The organism is Solwaraspora sp. WMMB335, from assembly GCF_049179075.1.
Classification (GTDB): Bacteria; Actinomycetota; Actinomycetes; order Mycobacteriales; family Micromonosporaceae; genus Micromonospora_E.
This window is the reverse complement of record NZ_JBMHMF010000001.1, coordinates 7,523,808-7,542,148: the sequence shown is the minus strand read 5'-3', so window position 1 is coordinate 7,542,148 and position 18,341 is coordinate 7,523,808. Positions and strand designations below refer to the sequence as shown.

At 70.2% G+C, this 18,341-nt stretch carries 14 protein-coding genes; 3 read left to right on the top strand and 11 right to left on the bottom strand.

Annotation, left to right across the window (positions count from 1 at the left end):
- Positions 1 to 97 precede the first annotated feature (97 nt).
- Entirely contained in the window at positions 98 to 928 is an 831-nt protein-coding gene (locus ACN27F_RS32380; RefSeq protein WP_421439263.1) for an FkbM family methyltransferase, read from the top strand.
- Here the strand turns inward: ACN27F_RS32380 and ACN27F_RS32375 are convergent.
- The 3 genes from ACN27F_RS32375 to ctaD all read right to left on the bottom strand — a co-directional run bounded on the left by ACN27F_RS32375 (position 868) and on the right by ctaD (position 4,503).
- Positions 868 to 1,728, bottom strand: coding sequence for a CDP-alcohol phosphatidyltransferase family protein (locus ACN27F_RS32375; protein WP_421439262.1), 861 nt, complete (start codon positions 1,726 to 1,728; stop codon positions 868 to 870). The genes ACN27F_RS32380 and ACN27F_RS32375 overlap by 61 nt on opposite strands.
- Before the next feature lie 137 nt (positions 1,729 to 1,865).
- Positions 1,866 to 2,366 (bottom strand): hypothetical protein, encoded by a 501-nt coding sequence (locus tag ACN27F_RS32370; RefSeq protein ID WP_421439261.1) that lies wholly within the window; start codon positions 2,364 to 2,366, stop codon positions 1,866 to 1,868.
- Positions 2,367 to 2,520: 154 nt separating this feature from the next.
- Positions 2,521 to 4,503: a cytochrome c oxidase subunit I gene (ctaD, locus tag ACN27F_RS32365; protein ID WP_421439260.1), complete on the bottom strand. Its 1,983-nt coding sequence runs from the start codon at positions 4,501 to 4,503 to the stop codon at positions 2,521 to 2,523.
- A gap of 116 nt (positions 4,504 to 4,619) precedes the next feature.
- Here ctaD and ACN27F_RS32360 point away from each other — a divergent pair, with 116 nt between their 5' ends.
- Together ACN27F_RS32360 and ACN27F_RS32355 are read left to right on the top strand one after the other, a co-directional pair.
- The gene (locus ACN27F_RS32360) at positions 4,620 to 5,183 is read left to right on the top strand and encodes a hemerythrin domain-containing protein (protein WP_421439259.1); all 564 of its coding nucleotides are present in this window, start codon (positions 4,620 to 4,622) and stop codon (positions 5,181 to 5,183) included.
- A gap of 128 nt (positions 5,184 to 5,311) precedes the next feature.
- A complete protein-coding gene (locus tag ACN27F_RS32355) occupies positions 5,312 to 6,208 on the top strand; it encodes an amidohydrolase family protein (protein ID WP_421439258.1) in 897 nt (298 codons plus the stop codon).
- Here the strand turns inward: ACN27F_RS32355 and ACN27F_RS32350 are convergent.
- The 8 genes from ACN27F_RS32350 to ACN27F_RS32315 are packed head-to-tail and all read right to left on the bottom strand — an operon-like array spanning position 6,201 to position 18,309.
- Complete coding sequence (locus tag ACN27F_RS32350; RefSeq protein WP_421439257.1) at positions 6,201 to 7,031, bottom strand: ABC transporter permease; 831 nt, start codon at positions 7,029 to 7,031, stop codon at positions 6,201 to 6,203. The two genes, ACN27F_RS32355 and ACN27F_RS32350, sit on opposite strands and share 8 nt — an antisense overlap.
- A complete protein-coding gene (locus ACN27F_RS32345; protein WP_421439256.1) occupies positions 7,028 to 8,311 on the bottom strand; it encodes an ABC transporter ATP-binding protein in 1,284 nt (427 codons plus the stop codon). Before ACN27F_RS32345 ends, ACN27F_RS32350 begins: the two co-directional genes overlap by 4 nt.
- 14 nt (positions 8,312 to 8,325) lie before the next feature.
- Positions 8,326 to 9,357, bottom strand: a complete 1,032-nt coding sequence (locus ACN27F_RS32340; protein ID WP_421439255.1) for an alpha/beta fold hydrolase — start codon at positions 9,355 to 9,357, stop codon at positions 8,326 to 8,328.
- A gap of 17 nt (positions 9,358 to 9,374) precedes the next feature.
- Positions 9,375 to 11,279, bottom strand: coding sequence for a hypothetical protein (locus tag ACN27F_RS32335; protein ID WP_421439254.1), 1,905 nt, complete (start codon positions 11,277 to 11,279; stop codon positions 9,375 to 9,377).
- A gap of 56 nt (positions 11,280 to 11,335) precedes the next feature.
- Positions 11,336 to 12,298: a sulfotransferase domain-containing protein gene (locus tag ACN27F_RS32330; protein ID WP_421439253.1), complete on the bottom strand. Its 963-nt coding sequence runs from the start codon at positions 12,296 to 12,298 to the stop codon at positions 11,336 to 11,338.
- 26 nt (positions 12,299 to 12,324) lie between these two features.
- On the bottom strand, positions 12,325 to 13,209 hold the full coding sequence (locus tag ACN27F_RS32325) for an alpha/beta fold hydrolase (RefSeq protein WP_421440586.1): 885 nt from the start codon (positions 13,207 to 13,209) through the stop codon (positions 12,325 to 12,327).
- Between the two features lie 2 nt (positions 13,210 to 13,211).
- Entirely contained in the window at positions 13,212 to 13,526 is a 315-nt protein-coding gene (locus tag ACN27F_RS32320) for an acyl carrier protein (protein WP_421439252.1), read from the bottom strand.
- A 40-nt stretch (positions 13,527 to 13,566) separates the two neighbouring features.
- Entirely contained in the window at positions 13,567 to 18,309 is a 4,743-nt protein-coding gene (locus ACN27F_RS32315) for a beta-ketoacyl synthase N-terminal-like domain-containing protein (RefSeq protein ID WP_421439251.1), read from the bottom strand.
- Positions 18,310 to 18,341: the final 32 nt, after the last annotated feature.

Here is an 18,341-nt window from a genome sequence, read left to right as displayed (position 1 = left end):
GCCGAAGTGAGCTGGGACCGATCCGCTGGGCCGGTGGGTGACCGGTGCTGGGCGCTCCTGCCGTGAGCCAGGCCGCTGCGGACCGTACGATCGGCCGGTGACCTCGACCGAACAGCCGTCCCACCCGGCGCTCGCCCGAGCGCTGGCCGCCGATCCGCAGCTGGGCGCGCTGCGCCGGTCGTTGGAGTTCTACTACGGTGACCCGGACCGGGACGCCTCGATGGATCTGCTCTACCAACGGTTCGTGCGTCCCGGTGAGCTGGTCTTCGATATCGGCGCGCACGTCGGCGACCGGGTGGGCAGCTTCCGGCGGCTCGGGGCCCGCGTCGTCGCCCTCGAACCGCAGCCGTTGTGCGCCCGGGCGATCCGGGCGATCTACGCCGAGGATCCCGAGGTCACCGTGATCCAGGCCGCGTGCGCCGACAGACCCGGCCCGGTACGCATGTACGTCAACTCCGCGAACCCGACGGTCTCCACCGCGTCGGCCCGGTTCGTCGACGCGGCCGACGGCGCCGGTGGCTGGGAGGGCCAGGTCTGGGACGGTGAGCTCGACGTCCCGGCGACCACGTTGGACCGACTGGTCGCCGAGTACGGCACGCCGGCTTTCGTCAAGATCGACGTGGAAGGTTACGAGGACGCGGTGCTCGCCGGGACGACCGGCGCGCCGCCGGCGCTGTCCTTCGAGTTCACCACGATCCAACGGGACACCGCGGCACGCTGCCTGCGGCGTCTCGCCGCGCTCGGCGACTACCGGTTCGACGTCGCGCTCGGGGAGAGCCAGCGACTGACCTTCGGCCGCTGGGTCGACGGCGCGGAGATGGCCGCGCACCTGCGGCGGCTGCCGCACGCGGCCAACTCCGGTGACGTCTATGCCGTGCTGCCGCCCATCCCCGACCGAGCCGGCACGGGGTGGGCCGGCCCGGGGTGAGCCGACACGGAGTGCGTCAGCAGAGCCGGGTCCGGATGCAACGACCTGCCCACGGATCGCGGCAGCGTGGACGTGGCCGACGCCGGGCGATCCCGGGCCCAGCGCAACCAGATGATGTCCCGGCCGAACGACCACACCAACAGCGCCGCCACCGCGCCGAGCAACACCGTGGCCAGGACCGCGGGCAGCAGGCCGGCCCCGGCCACCACGAGCGCCACGCCCTGGGTGGCGGCCACCGTCTTGCGGCTCAGCCGTGGTGGCAACGGCGCGCGCAGCCACGGCCACACCCAGATGGCGGCGGCGAACACGTACCGGAACACGCCGATGGCCAGCACCCACCAGCCGAGGGTTGCGGCGACGAACACACTCAGCACGACGACCAGCGCCGAGTCGGTCTCCATGTCGAACCGGGCACCGAGCCGCGAGCAGGTGCCGGTACGCCGGGCCACCTGCCCGTCCACGCCGTCGAGCGCGAGCGCGAGCGCCGCGAGCGCGATCAGCAGCGCGACCGGCACCGAGCCGAAGAAGGAGTCCGCGACCAGCGCGGTCACCGCCCCGACCAGCGTCCCCCGGGCCAGGGTCACGGTGTCCGCCGGTCCCCAGCCGACCACGTCGGGATGCTGCAACGCCCTGATCAGCAGAGCCCAGGTAGCGGCCCCGTACGCCAGACCGGCCAGCCATCCGGCCACCCCGAGCCCGGTCGTCGCGTCGAGTGCCATCAAGACCCCGATCTGGGCCAGCAAACCGATACTCGGTGCATGGACCGACCGGACCACATCGCTGCGTGCGCTTACCGTCACTGTTCCTCCGTCAGAGATGGCCACCGGCGCCGCCCGCCTCGGTGCCATACCCCGACACACGGTCGACCGACATGATCAGTTCATCCGCCGGCCGAGAATCCATTTTCCCGAATCCGCGTGGCAGCGCGGACCTACTGTCAGTAACCGGTCCAGACCGCCTTGGCGCCCGAGTCGCCGGCGCGGACCACGAAGTAGACGCTAACCCCGGCGGCGACGATAGCCAAAATCCTGACCACCAGTGGGAGCAGTCGCCCGCCACCGCCCGCCGACGCACCCGCGGCCGCCACCACCCGCGGAGCGACCAGATACGCCAGCGCCAGCGTCAGTACTCCGAGCACCATCGTGGCGACGAGGGTCAGGTTGCCCAATTGCTCATGTTCCTCGATGACGGGGCGGAAACTGTCGGTGATCCGACCGGCACCGTCCATCCGGGCGAAGAACGCGTCACCGGAAAGCTTCGTCACCAGTGCCGAAACCGGCGCGACGACGGCCAGTACGGCGAGCACCCACCGGGTGTGCGGACGGATCACCGGAATCAGCGCGTACGCGATCGTCAGCAGTGCCAGCAGCGGGACGAAGACCACCGCCGCGTGCAGCAGCAGCGGGTGGGCGGGTATCCCGGCGAACTCCTCGAACATCTGCGCCTCCTCAGTGGCAATCCGCACTGGTCAGGACGACCAGGGCTGGGACGTTAGCGCATCCGGCCCGCAATCCGGCAGGCCGGCGAGGCGATCGCCGAGTGAGATTGCCGAGTGAGGTTGCACAGCACGAGGTGGAACGGCCCGCTACCGATCAGGAGGATCCGGGCGGGGATTCGGTGGGCTCCTGCGGGCTGCGCTCGGCGCCGAACGGATTCTCCGGCTCCGTGGTGTGTTCGAATCGTGGCCGACGGACATGCTCGGCCTGCGGGACCTGGACGGGCCGGGCACCGGACACCGGGTCCGGCGTGAAGGTGGCCATCACCACCGCCCGCTCCGGTGCCAGGCCGGCCGGCCCCCGACCGTGGCGAGCCTGGTCCCGGTGGAATTCGTCGATCAGGTGCTGCGGCGGCTCGGCGGCACCCTGCGGCAGGTCGCCACCCAGGTCGGAGGCGAGAACGCCGTACTTCGCCTCGAAGGCGGGGCGTTCGGAGCGGATCCGTGGCAGCCGGTCGAAGTTTCGCAGCGGCGGCGGGCACGTGGTCGCCCATTCCAGGGAGTTGCCGAACCCCCACGGATCATGCACATGCACCTGCTCGCCGAACCGGTAGGACTTCCACACGTTCCACAGGAAGAACAACGTGGAGGCGCCGAGTACGAACGATCCGATCGTCGAGATCGTGTTCAATGTGGTGAAACCGTCCGTCGGCAGATAGTCGGCGTACCGACGGGGAAAGCCCTCGGTGCCGAGCCAGTGGTGGACCAGGAACGTCGCGTGGAAGCCGATGAACATGGTCCAGAAGTGCGCCCGACCCAGCCGTTCGTCCAACAGCCGTCCGGTCATCTTCGGAAACCAGAAGTAGATCCCGCCGAAGGCGGCGAAGACGATCGTCCCGAACAGCACGTAGTGAAAGTGGGCGATCACGAAGTAGCTGTCAGTGACGTGGAAGTCCACCGGCGGGCTGGCCAGCAGCACCCCGGTCAGGCCGCCGAGCAGGAAGGTGACCAGGAAACCCACGGCGAACAGCATCGGCGTCTCGAAGGTCAGTTGCCCCTTCCACATCGAACCGATCCAGTTGAAGAACTTGATCCCGGTGGGCACGGCGATAAGGAAGCTCAGCATCGAGAAGAACGGCAGCAGCACCTGCCCGGTACCGTACATATGGTGCGCCCAGACGCTCATCGACAGGATGGTGATCGCGATCGTCGCGGCGACCAGGCCTTTGTACCCGAAAACCGGCTTGCGGGAGAAGACCGGGATGATCTCCGTGATGATCCCGAAGAACGGCAACGCGACAATGTAGACCTCGGGATGACCGAAGAACCAGAACAGGTGCTGCCACAGCATCGGCCCGCCGGTCTCCGGAGCGTAGACGTACGCGCCGAGCATCCGGTCCGCGAGCAGCGCCAGCAGCGCCGCGGCCAGCAGCGGGAACACCAGGATCACCAGGACCGCGGTGAACAGGATGTTCCAGGTGAAGATCGGCATCCGGAACATGGTCATCCCGGGTGCGCGCAGCGTCAGAATGGTGGCGATGATGTTGACCGAACCGAGGATCGTGCCGAGGCCGGAGACCACCAGCCCGACGATCCACATGTTCGCGCCGACCCCCGGAGTGTTCTCCATGCCGCTGAGCGGGGTGTAGGCGAACCATCCGAAGTCCGGTGCCCCGCTGGGGGTGAGGAAACCGCCCATCACCAGCAGCCCGCCGAACAGGTACAGCCAGTACGCCAACGCGTTGAGTCGTGGGAACGACACGTCGGGGGCACCTATCTGCAGCGGCACCAGATAGTTGGCGAACCCGAACACCAGCGGGGTGGCGAACAGCAACATCATGATCGTGCCGTGCATGGTGAACAACTGGTTGTACTGCTCCGGCGAGAGGATCTGCATGCCGGGTCGGGCCAACTCCGCCCGCATCAGCAGCGCCATGAACCCGCCGGCCACGAAGTAGCCGAACGACGTCACCAGATAGAGCAGGCCGATCTGCTTGGCGTCAGTGGTACGCAGCAGCCGGCTCAGCGAGTTCCCGGGAACCGCCCGTCGGACCGGGCCGGCATGGCGGCCACCGGCGCCGGTGGCGCCGGGCCGAACCGGTGCCACGAGCGCCGCTCGGGCCATGACTCGCTCCGCCATGCTCACCTTCCCCGTAATGCCCCTCTCCCGCGCTCTGCCGCGATTGACCGTAACGCGATGGTGAGCCGCTATGCGGGCTTTAATGAGAACTGACCGCGACCAGGAGGGCCGACGCCATGGCGGAGCGACCGGGACCAGACCTGGTGGACCTGCTGATCTCCCAGCACGAGCAGGTCCGTGACCTGTTTCGGCAGTTGGCGGCGGCCCCGGACACCGACCGGGAACGGCTACTACGACGACTGGTCCGGGTGATCGCCTGGCACGAAAGCATCGAAGAAGTCATCGTCCACCCCATCGTGCTGGGCCGGGTCATGTACGCCGAGCACCTGGTGGCGCGACGGGAGCAGGAGGAACACCAGGCAAAGCACGATATTTCAGCTCTTTATCTGCTAGGAGTCGATCACCCCGATTTTTCGCAACGATGTGCCCAGCTCGCCGCCGACCTGCAGCGCCACCTGCTACACGAGGAGACCGAGGAGTTTCCCGCGCTGCGCCTGGGCAGTAGTCCGGCCGAGTTGCACCGACTGGCCACCGTCGTCACCCAGACATGGACGGCGATGGACGCGGCGATCGGCTCCGAGGACGGCGACCCGCCGCTACCGGAGCCGGCGCCGATCGCGCTGTTCGACCGGGCGCGCACCGCGGCCCGCCGCTGGTATCAACTCCAGGAACTCACCTGAAGCGGGCCGCTGGCCGGCCGCACCCGCCCGCGACGCCGCTACGGCGCTTCCCACCGCGCTTTACCGCGCCGCCGGGATCGGCGAGGATCGGATCGACCGATCGACCGCCGTACGCCGACAGAGGTGGCATGGAACCGACAGCTGCGCAGCCGGGCACCGGCACCACGGCAGTCGCCGTCGTCGACTCGCACCTGCATCTGTGGGATCCGGCCCGGTTCGACTACCCCTGGCACGCCACGGCGCCACCGCTGCGGCGCAGCTACCTGCCCGCCGATCTGGACATCGCCACGGCCGACTTGGACCGGGCCGGCTTCCGGCTCGACGCCGTGGTGTTCGTCGAGGCCGGACGGATCGACGGACACGCCGTGGCCGAGATCGACTGGGTGAGCGGGTTGGCCGCGGACTGGCCGCTGCTGCGCGCCATGGTCGCGCACGTTTCGTTGGAACGTGGCACCGACGTCGCGGACCACGTCGCCGCCCTGCGCCGCCATCCGCTGGTGACCGGGGTGCGCCGCAACATCCAGGACGAACCCGCCGGCTTCGGCCTCGACGACGACTTCGTCGCCGGGGTACGGCTGCTCGCCGACGCCGGGCTCACCTTCGACCTGTGCGTACGCCACCACCAACTGGCCGAGGCGACCGCGTTGGCCGCCCGGGTGCCGCAGGTGACCTTCGTCCTCGATCACCTGGGCAAGCCACCGGTCGCCGACGGCGGCACACACCCGTGGCGTGCCGATCTCGCCCGGCTCGCCGACCTGCCCAACGTGTTCTGCAAGCTGTCCGGCCTGGCCACCGAGTCGCCGGCCGGCTGGGTCGCCGCCGACCTGCTGCCGTACCTACGTCATGCGCTGGCGACGTTCGGACCACAGCGGTGTCTGTTCGGCGGCGACTGGCCGGTGGCGACGTTGGCCACCGACTACCGCCGATGGCTCCACCTGGTGTCCGACGCCTGTGCCCAACTGCCGCCGGCCGGACAGGCGGCGGTCTTCGGTGACACCGCCCGCCGGGTCTACCGGATCACTTGACCGCCCGGCGGATGAACGTCCACAGCGCGGCGACGGTGGTCACCACCGCCACGGCGGCCAGCACCAGCAGGCAGACCCCGACCGGCAGGTGGGTCACCTGGGGCGCGAGCGCCGCCCGCAGCCCCTCGGCGGCGTACGTCATCGGGTTGGCCGCCGTGGCGACCTGGAACCACCGGATCTCCGCCAGGCGCTGCCACGGATAGTGCACGCAGCCGGTCCAGATGATCGGGGTGACGAACAGCGAGAACGTCGCCTGAATTCGCTGCAGTGGCAGCACCGTCGCCAGCGTCATTCCCAACGCCGCCGCCACCCAGCCGGCGAGCAGCACGAACAGCACCGACAGCGGGAGGGCGGACCAGCTCCCCGGCGCCGTTCCGACGACCAGCGCGCCGACCGGGTAGACCAGCGCCGCCGCGAACAGTCCCCGGATGGTGGCCACCACCAGCTTGCCCACCGCGACCAGGGCGGTGGGCAGTGGGGACAACAGGCGATCCTCGATCTCCCGGGTGAACCCGAACTCCTTGACCAGCGGTACCGCCACGCTCTGCAGCGAGGTGGTGAAGGTCGCCAGGGCGACCGTGCCGGGCAGCAGGATGTTGGCGAAGCCGGCACCGACGATGCCCTGCATGGTCAGCACCCGGGTGAAGATGAACAGCATGAACAGCGGGGTCAGCAGCACCTGGGCGAGGATGAACCAGAAGTCCTTCCCGGAGACCAGCAGATCGCGCAGCAGGATGGCGCCGAAGGCACGGGCCACCGGTGGCCGTGGCGCGGCCACGGACGATGCCGCCGGCCGGTCGACCGGGATGTCGGTCAGCGTCAACGGATTTCCTTCCCGGTCAGCGAGAGGAAGATGTCTTCCAGGCCCGGCTTGCCGATGTGCACGTCGGTCAACCGGGCCTGCCGGGTGGTCAGCACGGCCAACGCCGGGCCCAGGACGGCCGCTGGATCAGCGGCGAGGTGCAACCGCAACCGCACCGGACCGACCGGCTGACCGGCGCCGGCCACCACTCCGGCCCGGGCCGCGATCAGCGCGGCGAACCGTGGATCCGACTTGGCCGCCGCGATCTTCGCCGCCATCCGGGGGTCCGACTTCGCGGCGGCGATCTTGGCTGCGATCCGCGGATCCGCGGCGAGCGCCGCGAGCCGAGGGTTCGCCGGGCCGGTAGCCGTTGCCCCCGCGCCCCCGACGTCCCCACCGGCGGCGGTTTCCCCGCTGCGGACTCCGTCGATCTCGCCGAGCGCCCCGAGCAGGCCGGACGCGTCGTCGCCGGGGCCCGGCACCACGGTCAGCTCGAGCAACGCGCGCCCGGCGAGCCGACGGACCAGGTTGGCGGGTGTGTCCAGGGTGACCAGGCGACCGTGGTCGACGATCGCCACCCGGTCGACCAGCTCGGCGACCTCGGCCATCTCGTGACTGGTGAGCACGACCGTGACGCCACGCTCACGCAACTGCCGCACCCGGGTTCGGATCAGCAGCCTCGCCTGCGGCTCCAGCCCGTTGGTCGGCTCGTCGAGGAAGACCACCCGGGGGTCGTGCATCAGCGCCCGGGCGATCATCAGCCGTTGGGCCATTCCGCCGGAAAAGAAGTCGACCCGCGAGTCGGCCTGCTTGTCCAGGCCGAACTCGGTCAGCAGCCGCTGCGCCCGGTGGTGCCGCTCGGCGCGCGACACGCCGTGGTACGCCGCGTGGTAGAGCAGGTTCTGCCGGGGGGTCAGTGACCGGTCGAGATTGTTGTACTGCGGGACGACCGCGAACCGGGTCCGCGCGGCGACCGGATGGCGCAGCACGTCGATCCCGTCGACCCGGGCGACGCCGCTGGTGGCCCGGACCGTCGTGGTCAGCACCCCGACCGTGGTGGACTTGCCCGCGCCGTTCGGCCCGAGCAGGCCGAAGACCTCGCCGGCGCGGACCGCGAACGACAGTCCGTCGATCGCGTTGCGGTCCTGACCGGGAAAGCGCTTGACCAGGTCGGTGACCTCGACCGCCGGAGCCGACGCGGTGGCCTGGCCGGTCGTCGCTACGGTCGGGGTGTCGGCCGCCGCAACGCTGTCCGCGCCGTCGGCGATGCCGACCGTGCCGGGAGTGCCGCTACTCGACATCTGACCTCTCCTGCTCAGGAAAGCTTCGGGTGCGCGGTGAAGAACCGCCAGCTGGTGGTGGTGGCATCCAGTTCGGTCGCGGGCGCATCGAGACCGAGCAACCGACCCGCCGGGCCCATCTCCGATCCCGGCCATTGGTGCCCGGCACCGTCGATCGTGATCAAGGTGACCGCCCGGCCGGCCGGACAGTCCGCCGCCGAAGTGGTCACGGTGCCGTCGACGGTGGTGCGTGCGGCAGCGCACTCGTCGATCCGCTGCCACCGCTGCACCAGATCCGGCACCGCCGGGCCGTCAGTCTTGTCGGGTAGCCGGCCCCGGCTGGCTCCGTCGCGACGGCCCGGCCCTCCCCCGTACGGAATCGTCTCGTCCGCGGTGCCGTGGACGTGCAGCAGGGAGATCGGCTCCGGTGCCGGACAGTCCCCGAGCATGGTCGTCGCCACGGCCGTCACGGCGGCGAAGATCGCCGTGTCGCAGGCGAGCCGGTAGGCGAGCATGCCGCCGTTGGACACGCCGGCGAGATACAGTCGGTCGGGATCGAGGGACAGCCGCTGGCCGAGCGACTCCACCAACGCCGCGACGAAACCGACGTCGTCGACGCCGTCGCGTGCCGAGGCACCGCAGCAGTCCTCGGTCACCGCCCAGGCACGGTTACGCGAGTCCGGGTAGGCGACGACGAACCCCTCGCGGTCGGCGACGGCGTTCCACCCGTACCAGGATTCGGCCTGCTTACCGCTGCCGAGCAGACCGTGCAACATGACGACCAGCGGAACCGGTTCGGTCTCGGCCAGACCCTCCGGACGGTACAGCCGGTAGGTCCGCTCGTAGCCGTCGAACGTGATGGACTGCTCCGACGAGCCGGACGGTGGCGGCGTGCCGGGCTGGCCCGGCACGCCGTCCGGTCCCGGGGAACCGCCGTCGGTCGACGACGGCTCCCCGGACGAGTCAGTCGGCGGTGCCGCGTCCGGCTCCGATGTACAGCCTGCGATCAGTGTCCCGAGGACACCCATCGTGACAAGGATCGCCAGCCTGCGCCGGTACTGCGACATCGTTCACCCAACTCCTGTCAGTGGTGTTTCGGAGTCAACTTGATCAACTCCCAGCCGCCCTCGGGAACATCATCGGTCAAATCAGTCCGCAGATTCATCGGGTTGGCCATACCGAGGTATACCGTGGACCCGTCCACGGCCATACTGCGAACCCCGTAGTTGAGGTAGTTCCCGAGCCCGGTATTGTCCACCAGGGTGGCCGCACGGTGCGGCGACTCGAAGACCCACAGATCGGCACCGAAGCTCACCTCTGGTTGCTCGGGATCCTCCGGCTCCTCCGGATCGTCGTCGCCGTGCTGACCGGTCGGTGCCACCGGCTCCTCCTGCTGCAACTCCTTGGCCAGGTAGCTCCAGTCCATCGTGCCGACGTAGAGCCGGCCACCGGCGACCGCCATCTTCCAGGTGTAGTTCAGCAGCGGGTTGTCGAATCCGGACGTGCCGAACAGCGGGGTGTAGCCGGTCGACACGGTGGCCCAGGCACCGGCTCCGTCATTGGCGGCCGGGTCGTACGCGGGTAGATCGTCCGCGCCGTAGAGCAGGTCGACCCGGTTGCCGTGGTGGTTTCCATGGCGGTCCTGGTCAGCCTGGCCGCCCTGGCCGTGGTGGCTGTCGCCGAAGCTGCCCCGGAAGATGCCGATGGCGCGCTGGGAGTTGCGGACGGACTCGCGCAGGCCCTCCTCGTCCGCAGGTGGATACACCGCGAGATGCACGGTGGTCGACTTCAGCGGCACGTGCATGGTGCCCCAGTACAGGTACCCGCCGTAGGAGGCGATCCCGCCCAACCCGTAGGTACGTGCGATGATCGGATCCGGCTCGTACTCCATGACGTGCCAGACCCTGCTCCACCCGTTCACGTCCCGGCTGTCCAGGCCTGGGCCGTTGTCGGAAAGCTTCGGGCTCATCCACACACCGGCGATGCTCGGCGGCACCGGGTCGTCTTCGGTGGGCGCCTCGGCGATGCCGGCGGTCGGCGACACCGGCCCGGGCCCCGTGGCCAGCGCGTCCTCGGCGCCGGGCCAGGTGGTGACGAAAATCCTTCCCTGATGCACGGTCAGGTCGACCGCCTGGGCGGGAAGATCCGCCACCGGCAGGAAACTGAACGGGTCGGCCTTGCTGCCGGTCCAGCGCAACACCAGTCCGCGTTGTCCACCGTTCGGGCCGACTCCGACGCCGGCGTACAGCTCGCCGTCGGCGATGACGAAGTGTCGGATGTTGCCGTATTCGGTGAAGTTGCGGGAGCCGAGGTAGGCTCCGGTGCTGGCGTCGAAGGCGAACAGGTTGACCGTGGCACCCAGCGCCGGTCCGCCGAGCAGGACGACGCCCCGGTGGCTGCCGGCGGCGCGGAAGCCGACGGTCCGGGTCAGCCGGCTGACGTCCTCGTCCGAGGCGGCCCGTATGTCATCGGTGCGTTCGACGAGCTGGCGCCGGTCCAGATCGTAGGTGAACACCTGCGGCGCCCGGTGATCACCGACCGTCGGCGGCAGGTCCGGGTTACGCCGGGCGATCTGGCTGTACCCGTACTCACAGACCCAGTCCGCGTTGCGGGTCGGACTCGTGTTGCGCAGGTTGTTGCCGCTGGTGAGGCAGTTGGGGTTCGCGCCGGTGCCGAACCACAACTTGTCCTGATAGCGGGTCAGACCCCAGACGTACGACTGGTTGACCTTGGGCTGCCCGGTCTCGCAGGGCGGGCCGGGCGGGTAGTCGATGCCGATGTCGACGAAGCACTCGTCGAACTCCGCCTTGGCGAGCAGCGTGGACTCGTAGCGGGTCTTGCCGTGGTGTCCGCCGTGTCCGCCGCCGGTGACCGCAGCGGGATCAGGGCCGGCCACCGGGGCCGCGGCAGCCGGGCCCGCGGCTAAGACCAGCCCGGCGAGCACGGCGGCGGCGACCGCCCGGCCCGCTGATGGGCGCAACCTGCGCATCAAATCGGACTCTCCTTCTACTGTGGTGGACAGGTAGGTGCGGTGGACGAGGTCCGTCAGGCGGCGGCGGTCTGCCGGACCGCGCCGCCCCGGGCGACCTGGCCGGCGACCTGCTCCGCCCAGCCGGCGGCGTCGGCGAACTCAAGAAACTCGCCAAGCCGGGTCAGCTCGGTCACCGGATCGGCGACCAGGTCCTCGTAGGTCATGGTGTGCAGGTGCGCCGGCGCGCTGTCGGCGAGTGCCTGCTCGGCCTGCGCGGCCATGAACGCGCACAGCCCGAGGTAGCGGGTGCTGTCCTGACCGCGCTCGCGCAGCAGGTCGGCGGTGATCCGGTCCGGCAGCAACGGTTCCAGCTCCGCCGGCACCTGCTGGTCGGGCGTCATCTGAAACGGGTCGACGCCGCACCGGGACACGAACTCCAGCCGGAGCTGGATGAGTTGGAACGACGAGTGGCGGCTCATCGAGCGGGCGGTGTCCGCCCAGTTACGGGTCAGGTAGACGATCCGGGAGTCCGGGAACGACCGCAACAGATAGGGAGCGATCTGACTCGATCCACCGGACCGTTCCACCCAGCGGATCCGGCCGGTCAGCCGGGTCAGCAGATCCAGGAACATCCGGTGGTGCGCGGCGAACGGCTGCTCGGGAAAGTCGGGCACCTGCGCGGCGAGTTGGTCGAACAGCGCGTCGGGATCGTCGGTCAACTTCGGTAGGGTGATCGCCAGCAGCTGCGGCAGTTCGGCGAGGTTACCGGACCAACGCCCGTCCGCCGGGTAGCGGACCTCCTTGGGCGGTAGGCCGATCGCGAACAAGGTGCTGAGCTCCGGCTTCGGGCTACTCAGCACCTCCCAGTAGGCCGCACCGGTGATGTCCGCGCCCGACTTGGCCCAGGCCGGCGTGGCCATGAAGAACTCCTGAACCGACAGGGTGTGCGGCTCGGCGACGATCAGGTCGGACAGCAACGTGGAGCCGCACCGGCCACTGCTGATGATGATCGCCCGTCCGGGCTCTGCGGTGCTCATCAAAACCTCCTGGTGGGATTGCTGGGTCAATGGCGCAGCACGGGAGATCCGGCCTGCTGGCGGGCCAGCCAGGGCAGCACCTGGTCGCGTACCTGGTCCCGGGCGGTGACCAGCACGGCGTGCCGGTGCCCGGGAATCACCACCAGCCGGGACTGCGGCAACAGCTCGGCCAGGGCCGGTGCCAGGTCGGCGGCGGCCGAGTCGCTGCCGAAGATGCCGAGCACCGGACAGGTGACCGTCCGCATCGTCATCGGATCGGCCGGGGTGCTCGCCGGCAGGTCCTGCGCGGCCGTGGTGGACGTCACGAGCTCGTGCACCGCGGCGGCGTACCGGGCGCCCCGCTCACCCCGGCTCGCCGCGACCGACGCCATGCCGCTGCCCTCGGCCGGATTCGCCGCCCGGGACAGCTGATGACCGACCCGGTCGAGCCACTCGGTGGTCGCCGGAGCCGCCTCGACGGCCACGATCGACACCACCCGGTCGGGGTGGCGCGCCGCGTAGCCGAACGCGACCGTGCCACCGAGCGAGTTGCCCAGTAGGTGCACCGGGCGGTCGACACCGAGCCGGTCGAGCAACGCGACGAGGTCGTCGACCAGATCGTCGAGGCGGTAGCCGGTGGACGGACGCTCGGTGCGTCCGTGCCCCCGCAGGTCGTACATGATCACTCGAAAACCGACAGCGGCCAGCGGATGCGCCAGGCTGAGGTACCAGCTGGCAAGGTTGTCCGAGCCGATGCCGTGGATCAGCACGGCGATCGGCGGGCCGTCCGCCCCAGCCAGCCCCGGCTCGTCGCCCGACGGGTTGCCGGCGCTGGCGGGCGCGCCGGTGTCGTCGACGTCCCCGGTGTCGCCACCGCCGGCGGGCTGCGGCAACTGCTGGACGTGCATCACCAGGCCGTTCGCCTGGATCATGGTCACTGGCCGGCCACCCGCACCGGAGCAGCCGGTGCGCCGTCCAGCGCCGAGGTGATGTGCTCGACCAACTCGCCGACCCGCAGCGCGCGTAGCGAGTCCATGTCCAGCGACGCGACGTACTGGGCGAAGTTGACCGAGTCGCCGTACCGTGCCTGCAGCCGGCCGGCGAGAGAGATCACATCGATGCTCTCCATCTCCAGATCGTCGCGGAAGCTGGTGTCCATGGTGATCTCGTCATCCGGCTCGATGGCGGGAAGCACCACGCGGAGCATCTCGGAGATCTCCGCGAGGATGGTTTCGTGATCGGCGCTCATGCGTGGTCTCCTTGTTCTCGCGAGCAGGTCGACGGCCAGGTCAGGCGTGCTCGATGGGTTCCGGTCCGGGCGTCCATCCGACGACGTAGCGCCGCGGTGGCAGGTCGGCGGGGTTCTCGATGTCCCGGCAGGTGACCCGGTAGGTCCGGCCCGACACCTCGACGACGAGGGTCACGGCGTCGACGGCGACGACCCGCAGCCGGCGGGGCGCGCCGTCCAGTCCGGTGCCCTCCGCCTTGCCGGCTGCTTCTTTCGCCGCCCAGAACCGGGCGAACCACAGTTGTCGGTCGCCACCGGCACTGGCCTTGTCCAACAGGGCGATCTCCGGGTCGGACAGTGCGTAGCGCAGCGTGCTGTCCGGACGCTCGGTGACCTCGACGACGTCGATGCCGACACCTGGGGCGTCCGGCCGCGACCGCGCCGGCCCGGCGATGGCCACCGCCACCTCGGCACAGTGTGCCAGGGACAGGTCACACTCCTGCAGCCCGCGGCCGGCACGCAGATCGACCCGTGGGCGACCGTTCGGATCGTTGCCGATGGTCAGTTCGATCGGGTACACGTCGGTGTGCCCGGCGTCCCACTGCCGGAACCGGACCGCGTCCTTGGCCGCGATCCGGCCGAGCAGCCACTGCTTGCGAGTCTTGGCCGGCTGCCGCTCGAAGTCGGCGAACGCGGCCGTACCGAGAATCCCACGGGCCGCCATCGACCGGGTGACCAGATCGGTCCAGCAGTCGAAGACGATCGTCCAGCCGTCCGGCTGCCGCATCGACATCGGGTAGCGCTCCGGGAAGCGCTCGGCCGGACGCGCCTGCGGGTGACTGTCGAAGCGTCGGTCGACGGCACCGTTGATCTGCGCCCACACCCGGCCGTCGATGAACAACTGGGTGTCGGCGACCAGTTGGGTCTCGTCGATGGAACGGACCCTGGCGACGCATTCGAACGCCGTGCCGGGCGGTGGTGGCGGCCCGAAGAAGCGGACATGGTTGAGCCCGATAGGCAGGGCGACGGTCCGGACCGGCTGGGTGGTGATGAGCCAGTTGCCGATCAGTTGCAGGGCGTTGTCCAGTAGCGCACCGGGTGGTTCGGGCGCGGTGACCACGCCGCGGATGTGCATCTCACCGAGGGCGTGCACGGTGGTCAGTCCGTGGAACAACGGCCCGTGGAACATCAGCCGCTCGGCGTACATCTTCTCGGCGCTGATCTTCGGCGGGGTCTCCGTGGCCGGGTCGTGTGTCCACGGCGCTTCGACCGGCGCCGGATAGTCCGACGCCACCTCGATCGTCGCCCGGGCATAGCTGCCGAAGGTGACCAGGTACTGGTCCGGCCCCGCGATCTTGACGCTGATGTCCACGTCCTGGCCGGGCGCGGCGATGGTCCATCGGTTGAACCGGGCGTCGCGGACGGCGATCGCGCGCTTGTCCGGCACCGCCTGGGCGACCGCCTCCAGCATGTGATGGACGACCGTCGTGGCCGGCACCACCGGCCAGCGGTCCTCGGCGTCGGGCCAGTCGTCGGGTTGCACGAAGAAGGAGTGGTCGCGCAGGTAGGGCATGGTCTCCATGGAGACCCGCAGAGTGGTTCGGGCGATCTCTGTGCGCAGCGGTGGGATCGCCGCCGAGGTCGGCACCACCACGGTCGGCACCGGGGCCGTCGGTTGCCCGCTCACGGCCGGTGGCGGCGGCGGGGGCGCGGCCGGCGGCGGGGGCGGCGTCGGTGGCGTGACGACACCCGACGATGCCGAAGCCACCGGTCGGCTGGCCGCGTCGAGCACGCTGACCGCGCCGTCGGCGGTGTCCCGCAGCAGAGCGGCCAACTCGGCCGCAGCCCGCGATCGGCCGGCTAGCTGGTGCAGCGCGGCCAGGGCACCGCCGCCGGTGCCGGCCGGAGCGGCCGGCGGCGCGGCCGGCGGCGGAGCGGCTGCCTCGGCCTCGGCCGGGGCCGGCGGCGGCGCGGCGGCGGGCGCCGGCGGCGCCCCGGCGGCCAGCGGCGTGGCCGGAGCCGGTACGGACAGTTTCTGGGGTAGGCCGAGCAGTTCACTGGCTCCCGGACCGAGCCGGACCAACGGACCACCGAGATCCAGCCGGATCGTCGGACCACGCCGTGCGGGCTTGGCCGCAGCGGCTGCTGGTGCGGGCGCCGGCGGCCGGGATTGCAGCGCCTGCAGATTCGGCGCGCCGCCCTCCACCCACAGCGCGGTGGCCACCCGGCGCAGTTGGTTCAGCCCGCTGCGGTGCCCGACGTTGACCGGCATCGCCAGATGGTCGCGCCCCCGCAGGTTGTCACTGATCAGCGAGGCGAGCTGCCCCGCACCGACCTGGAGAAAGACCCGGAAACCTGCCTCGTACATCGCGGCCACCGTCTGGCGGAACCAGACCGGTTCCATCATGTGCCGGACGAACGTCTGGTTGACCTGCTGCTCGTCGACCGGAAACGGAGCGGCCAGGGTCGCCGACCAGACCGGCACCGTCGTCTCATGCACCTGCCACGACTGCAGCGCGGCGCCGATCGAGCGCAGCCCGTCGGCGAACGCCGGAGTGTGGAAAGCGGAGCGGAACGGCAACTTCTGGCACAGCACGTTACGCCGCCGCAACTCGTCGACCAGCCGGTCGATCTGCTCCTCGGGGCCGTTGACCACCGACTGCGCCGGGGCGTTGTCATGTGACAGCACCACGCCCGGGTAGCCGTCGAGCAGCGGAACGATCTGGTCCGCGCCGGTCCCGACGGCGGCGAAGACATAGCCGGACACCGCCACCGTGTCCGCGTCGAACAGCTTGAGGAACTGGTCCATGTCGGTCGTGCTGACCTGGCCGCTGACCGCTGCCGCAGACCACTCTCCGATGCTGTGCCCACCGACCGCGTCCGGCCGCACACCGATGCGTCGCAACGCCTCATCCAGCAGCTTGCCGACCTCGATCAAGCCGGCACCGTGGCGGCCCAGGTCAGCGGCTGACCAGTCACGGTCGGGCAGTCCGAAATGGGCGGCCACATCGCTGGTACGCGGAGCGAACTCCGCCTCCAGCCCGGGAAACACGAAGGCGAGCTTGCCGCCGGCGGACAGCAACGGCGTCGGCGTGAACCAGATGTCGCGGGCACCACGCCACGGCTCACCGCGGCTCACCGCACGCCGCGCGGTCGCCAGCCGCTTGTCCGACGGGTCCACCACCCCGAGCCGGCAGCCAGGTGCCGAGGCGGCCTGCGGGTCCGCCGCCTTGGCGAGACCGGCCTCGCGTACCGCAACGTCGTCACGGTCCAGCAGCGCCGCCAACCCGGCCGGGTCCGTGGCGGCCAGCCACAGCACCTGATCCGGCTCGTCGACCACGGCCGTCGCGGACGTACCGGGCGTCGGGACCGGGCCCGCCGCCCACGCCCCGGACGTGGCCGCCGGCTGCTCCACGATCAGGTGCGCGTTGATGCCGCCGAAGCCGAACGCGTTCACGCCGGCCCGGCGTGGTCCGTCGCTTTCCCATGGTTGCGCGGCGGCGATCGGAGCGAACCTGGTCGCCGTCATCTCCTCCCGCGGAGCGTCACAATGCAGCGTGGGTGGGAGTACCCCGCGATGCACCGCGAGGGTCGCCTTGATCAGACCAGCGATCCCGGCCGCCGGCATGGTGTGGCCGATCATCGACTTCACCGAGCCGATCACCGGCCGTGGTCCGCTTTGGTACTGGCCGAACACATCGGCGACAGTGACGAGTTCGGCGGCGTCGCCGGTGGGTGTACCAGTGCCGTGTGCCTCCAGCAGGCCCAACGCGTCAGGTGCCGTCGGATCCAGCCCGGCGGCCTGCCAGGCCCGCCGGATCGCCAGCGACTGCCCACTGCTCGCCGGATTGAACATGCTGGCCGAACGGCCATCGCTGGATACACCGCTGCCCCGGATCACCGCGTACACCCGGTCACCGTCGGTGAGGGCGTCGGCGAGCCGTTTGAGTACCACCATCCCGGTGCCCTCGCCGATCAGCAGTCCGTCGGCGGAGGAGTCGAACGGGCGGATCTCCCCCTGTCGGGACAGCGCCCGCAACTGGCTGAACACGGACCAGAAGCTGATGTCGTGCACGTGGTGCACCCCGCCGGCCAGCACCGCGTCGAGCCGGCCCGCACGCAGCTCGGTCATCCCCTGGTCGACCGCGATCAGCGAGGAGGCGCAGGCCGCGTCGATGGTGTACGACGGGCCGCGCAGGTTGAGCCGGTTGGCCACCCGGGAGGCGGCCAGGTTGGGCACCAGACCGATGGTGCCCTCCGGTTGCTGCGGGCCGAGCCGCTCGTCGAACTTGCGCCGTACCCGGTCCAGGCTTTCTGGCGTCAGTTCCGGAATCAGCTCCTTGAGGATGCCGACGACCTGGCTGGACATCCGCACCCGCTGGGCGTACCGCGCCTGGGCCGGGCTCAGGATGCCACCACGTCCGATGATCACGCCGACCCGGTCGCGGTCCGGAAATCGGTCCTGCCCGCCGGCGTCGTCGATCGCCGCCGCCGCGACCTGCAGGCTGATCAGCTGGTCGGGTTCGATGTCGCCGATAGACGTCGGCATGATGCCGAAGCGCAGCGGCTCGAACGTCGCGAAGTCGTCGACGAACCCGCCACGGCGGCAGTAGAGCCGGTCCGGCCGGTGCGCCTGGTCCGGGTCGTAGAACTCCTCGTCCCAGCGGTGCGGTGGCACGTCGCTGATCGCGTCGACGCCGTCGACCAGGTTGCGCCAGTAGGCGTCCAGGTCCGGCGCGCCGGGCATCAACGCGGCCATGCCGACGATGGCGATCGTCTGTTGCGGATCCAGGTTGGCACTCATCGCTTCTCCCGATGGCCGGCGATCTGCGGCGT

Coding starts and splice junctions, on each gene's coding strand:
- ACN27F_RS32345 (WP_421439256.1), bottom strand. CDS start 8,311: ATGTCGAGTAGCGGCACTCCCGGCACGGTCGGCATCGCCGACGGCGCG.
- ACN27F_RS32325 (WP_421440586.1), bottom strand. CDS start 13,209: ATGATCCAGGCGAACGGCCTGGTGATGCACGTCCAGCAGTTGCCGCAG.
- ACN27F_RS32360 (WP_421439259.1), top strand. CDS start 4,620: ATGGCGGAGCGACCGGGACCAGACCTGGTGGACCTGCTGATCTCCCAG.
- ACN27F_RS32320 (WP_421439252.1), bottom strand. CDS start 13,526: ATGAGCGCCGATCACGAAACCATCCTCGCGGAGATCTCCGAGATGCTC.
- ACN27F_RS32335 (WP_421439254.1), bottom strand. CDS start 11,279: ATGCGCAGGTTGCGCCCATCAGCGGGCCGGGCGGTCGCCGCCGCCGTG.
- ACN27F_RS32340 (WP_421439255.1), bottom strand. CDS start 9,357: ATGTCGCAGTACCGGCGCAGGCTGGCGATCCTTGTCACGATGGGTGTC.
- ACN27F_RS32355 (WP_421439258.1), top strand. CDS start 5,312: ATGGAACCGACAGCTGCGCAGCCGGGCACCGGCACCACGGCAGTCGCC.
- ctaD (WP_421439260.1), bottom strand. CDS start 4,503: ATGGCGGAGCGAGTCATGGCCCGAGCGGCGCTCGTGGCACCGGTTCGG.
- ACN27F_RS32330 (WP_421439253.1), bottom strand. CDS start 12,298: ATGAGCACCGCAGAGCCCGGACGGGCGATCATCATCAGCAGTGGCCGG.
- ACN27F_RS32315 (WP_421439251.1), bottom strand. CDS start 18,309: ATGAGTGCCAACCTGGATCCGCAACAGACGATCGCCATCGTCGGCATG.
- ACN27F_RS32370 (WP_421439261.1), bottom strand. CDS start 2,366: ATGTTCGAGGAGTTCGCCGGGATACCCGCCCACCCGCTGCTGCTGCAC.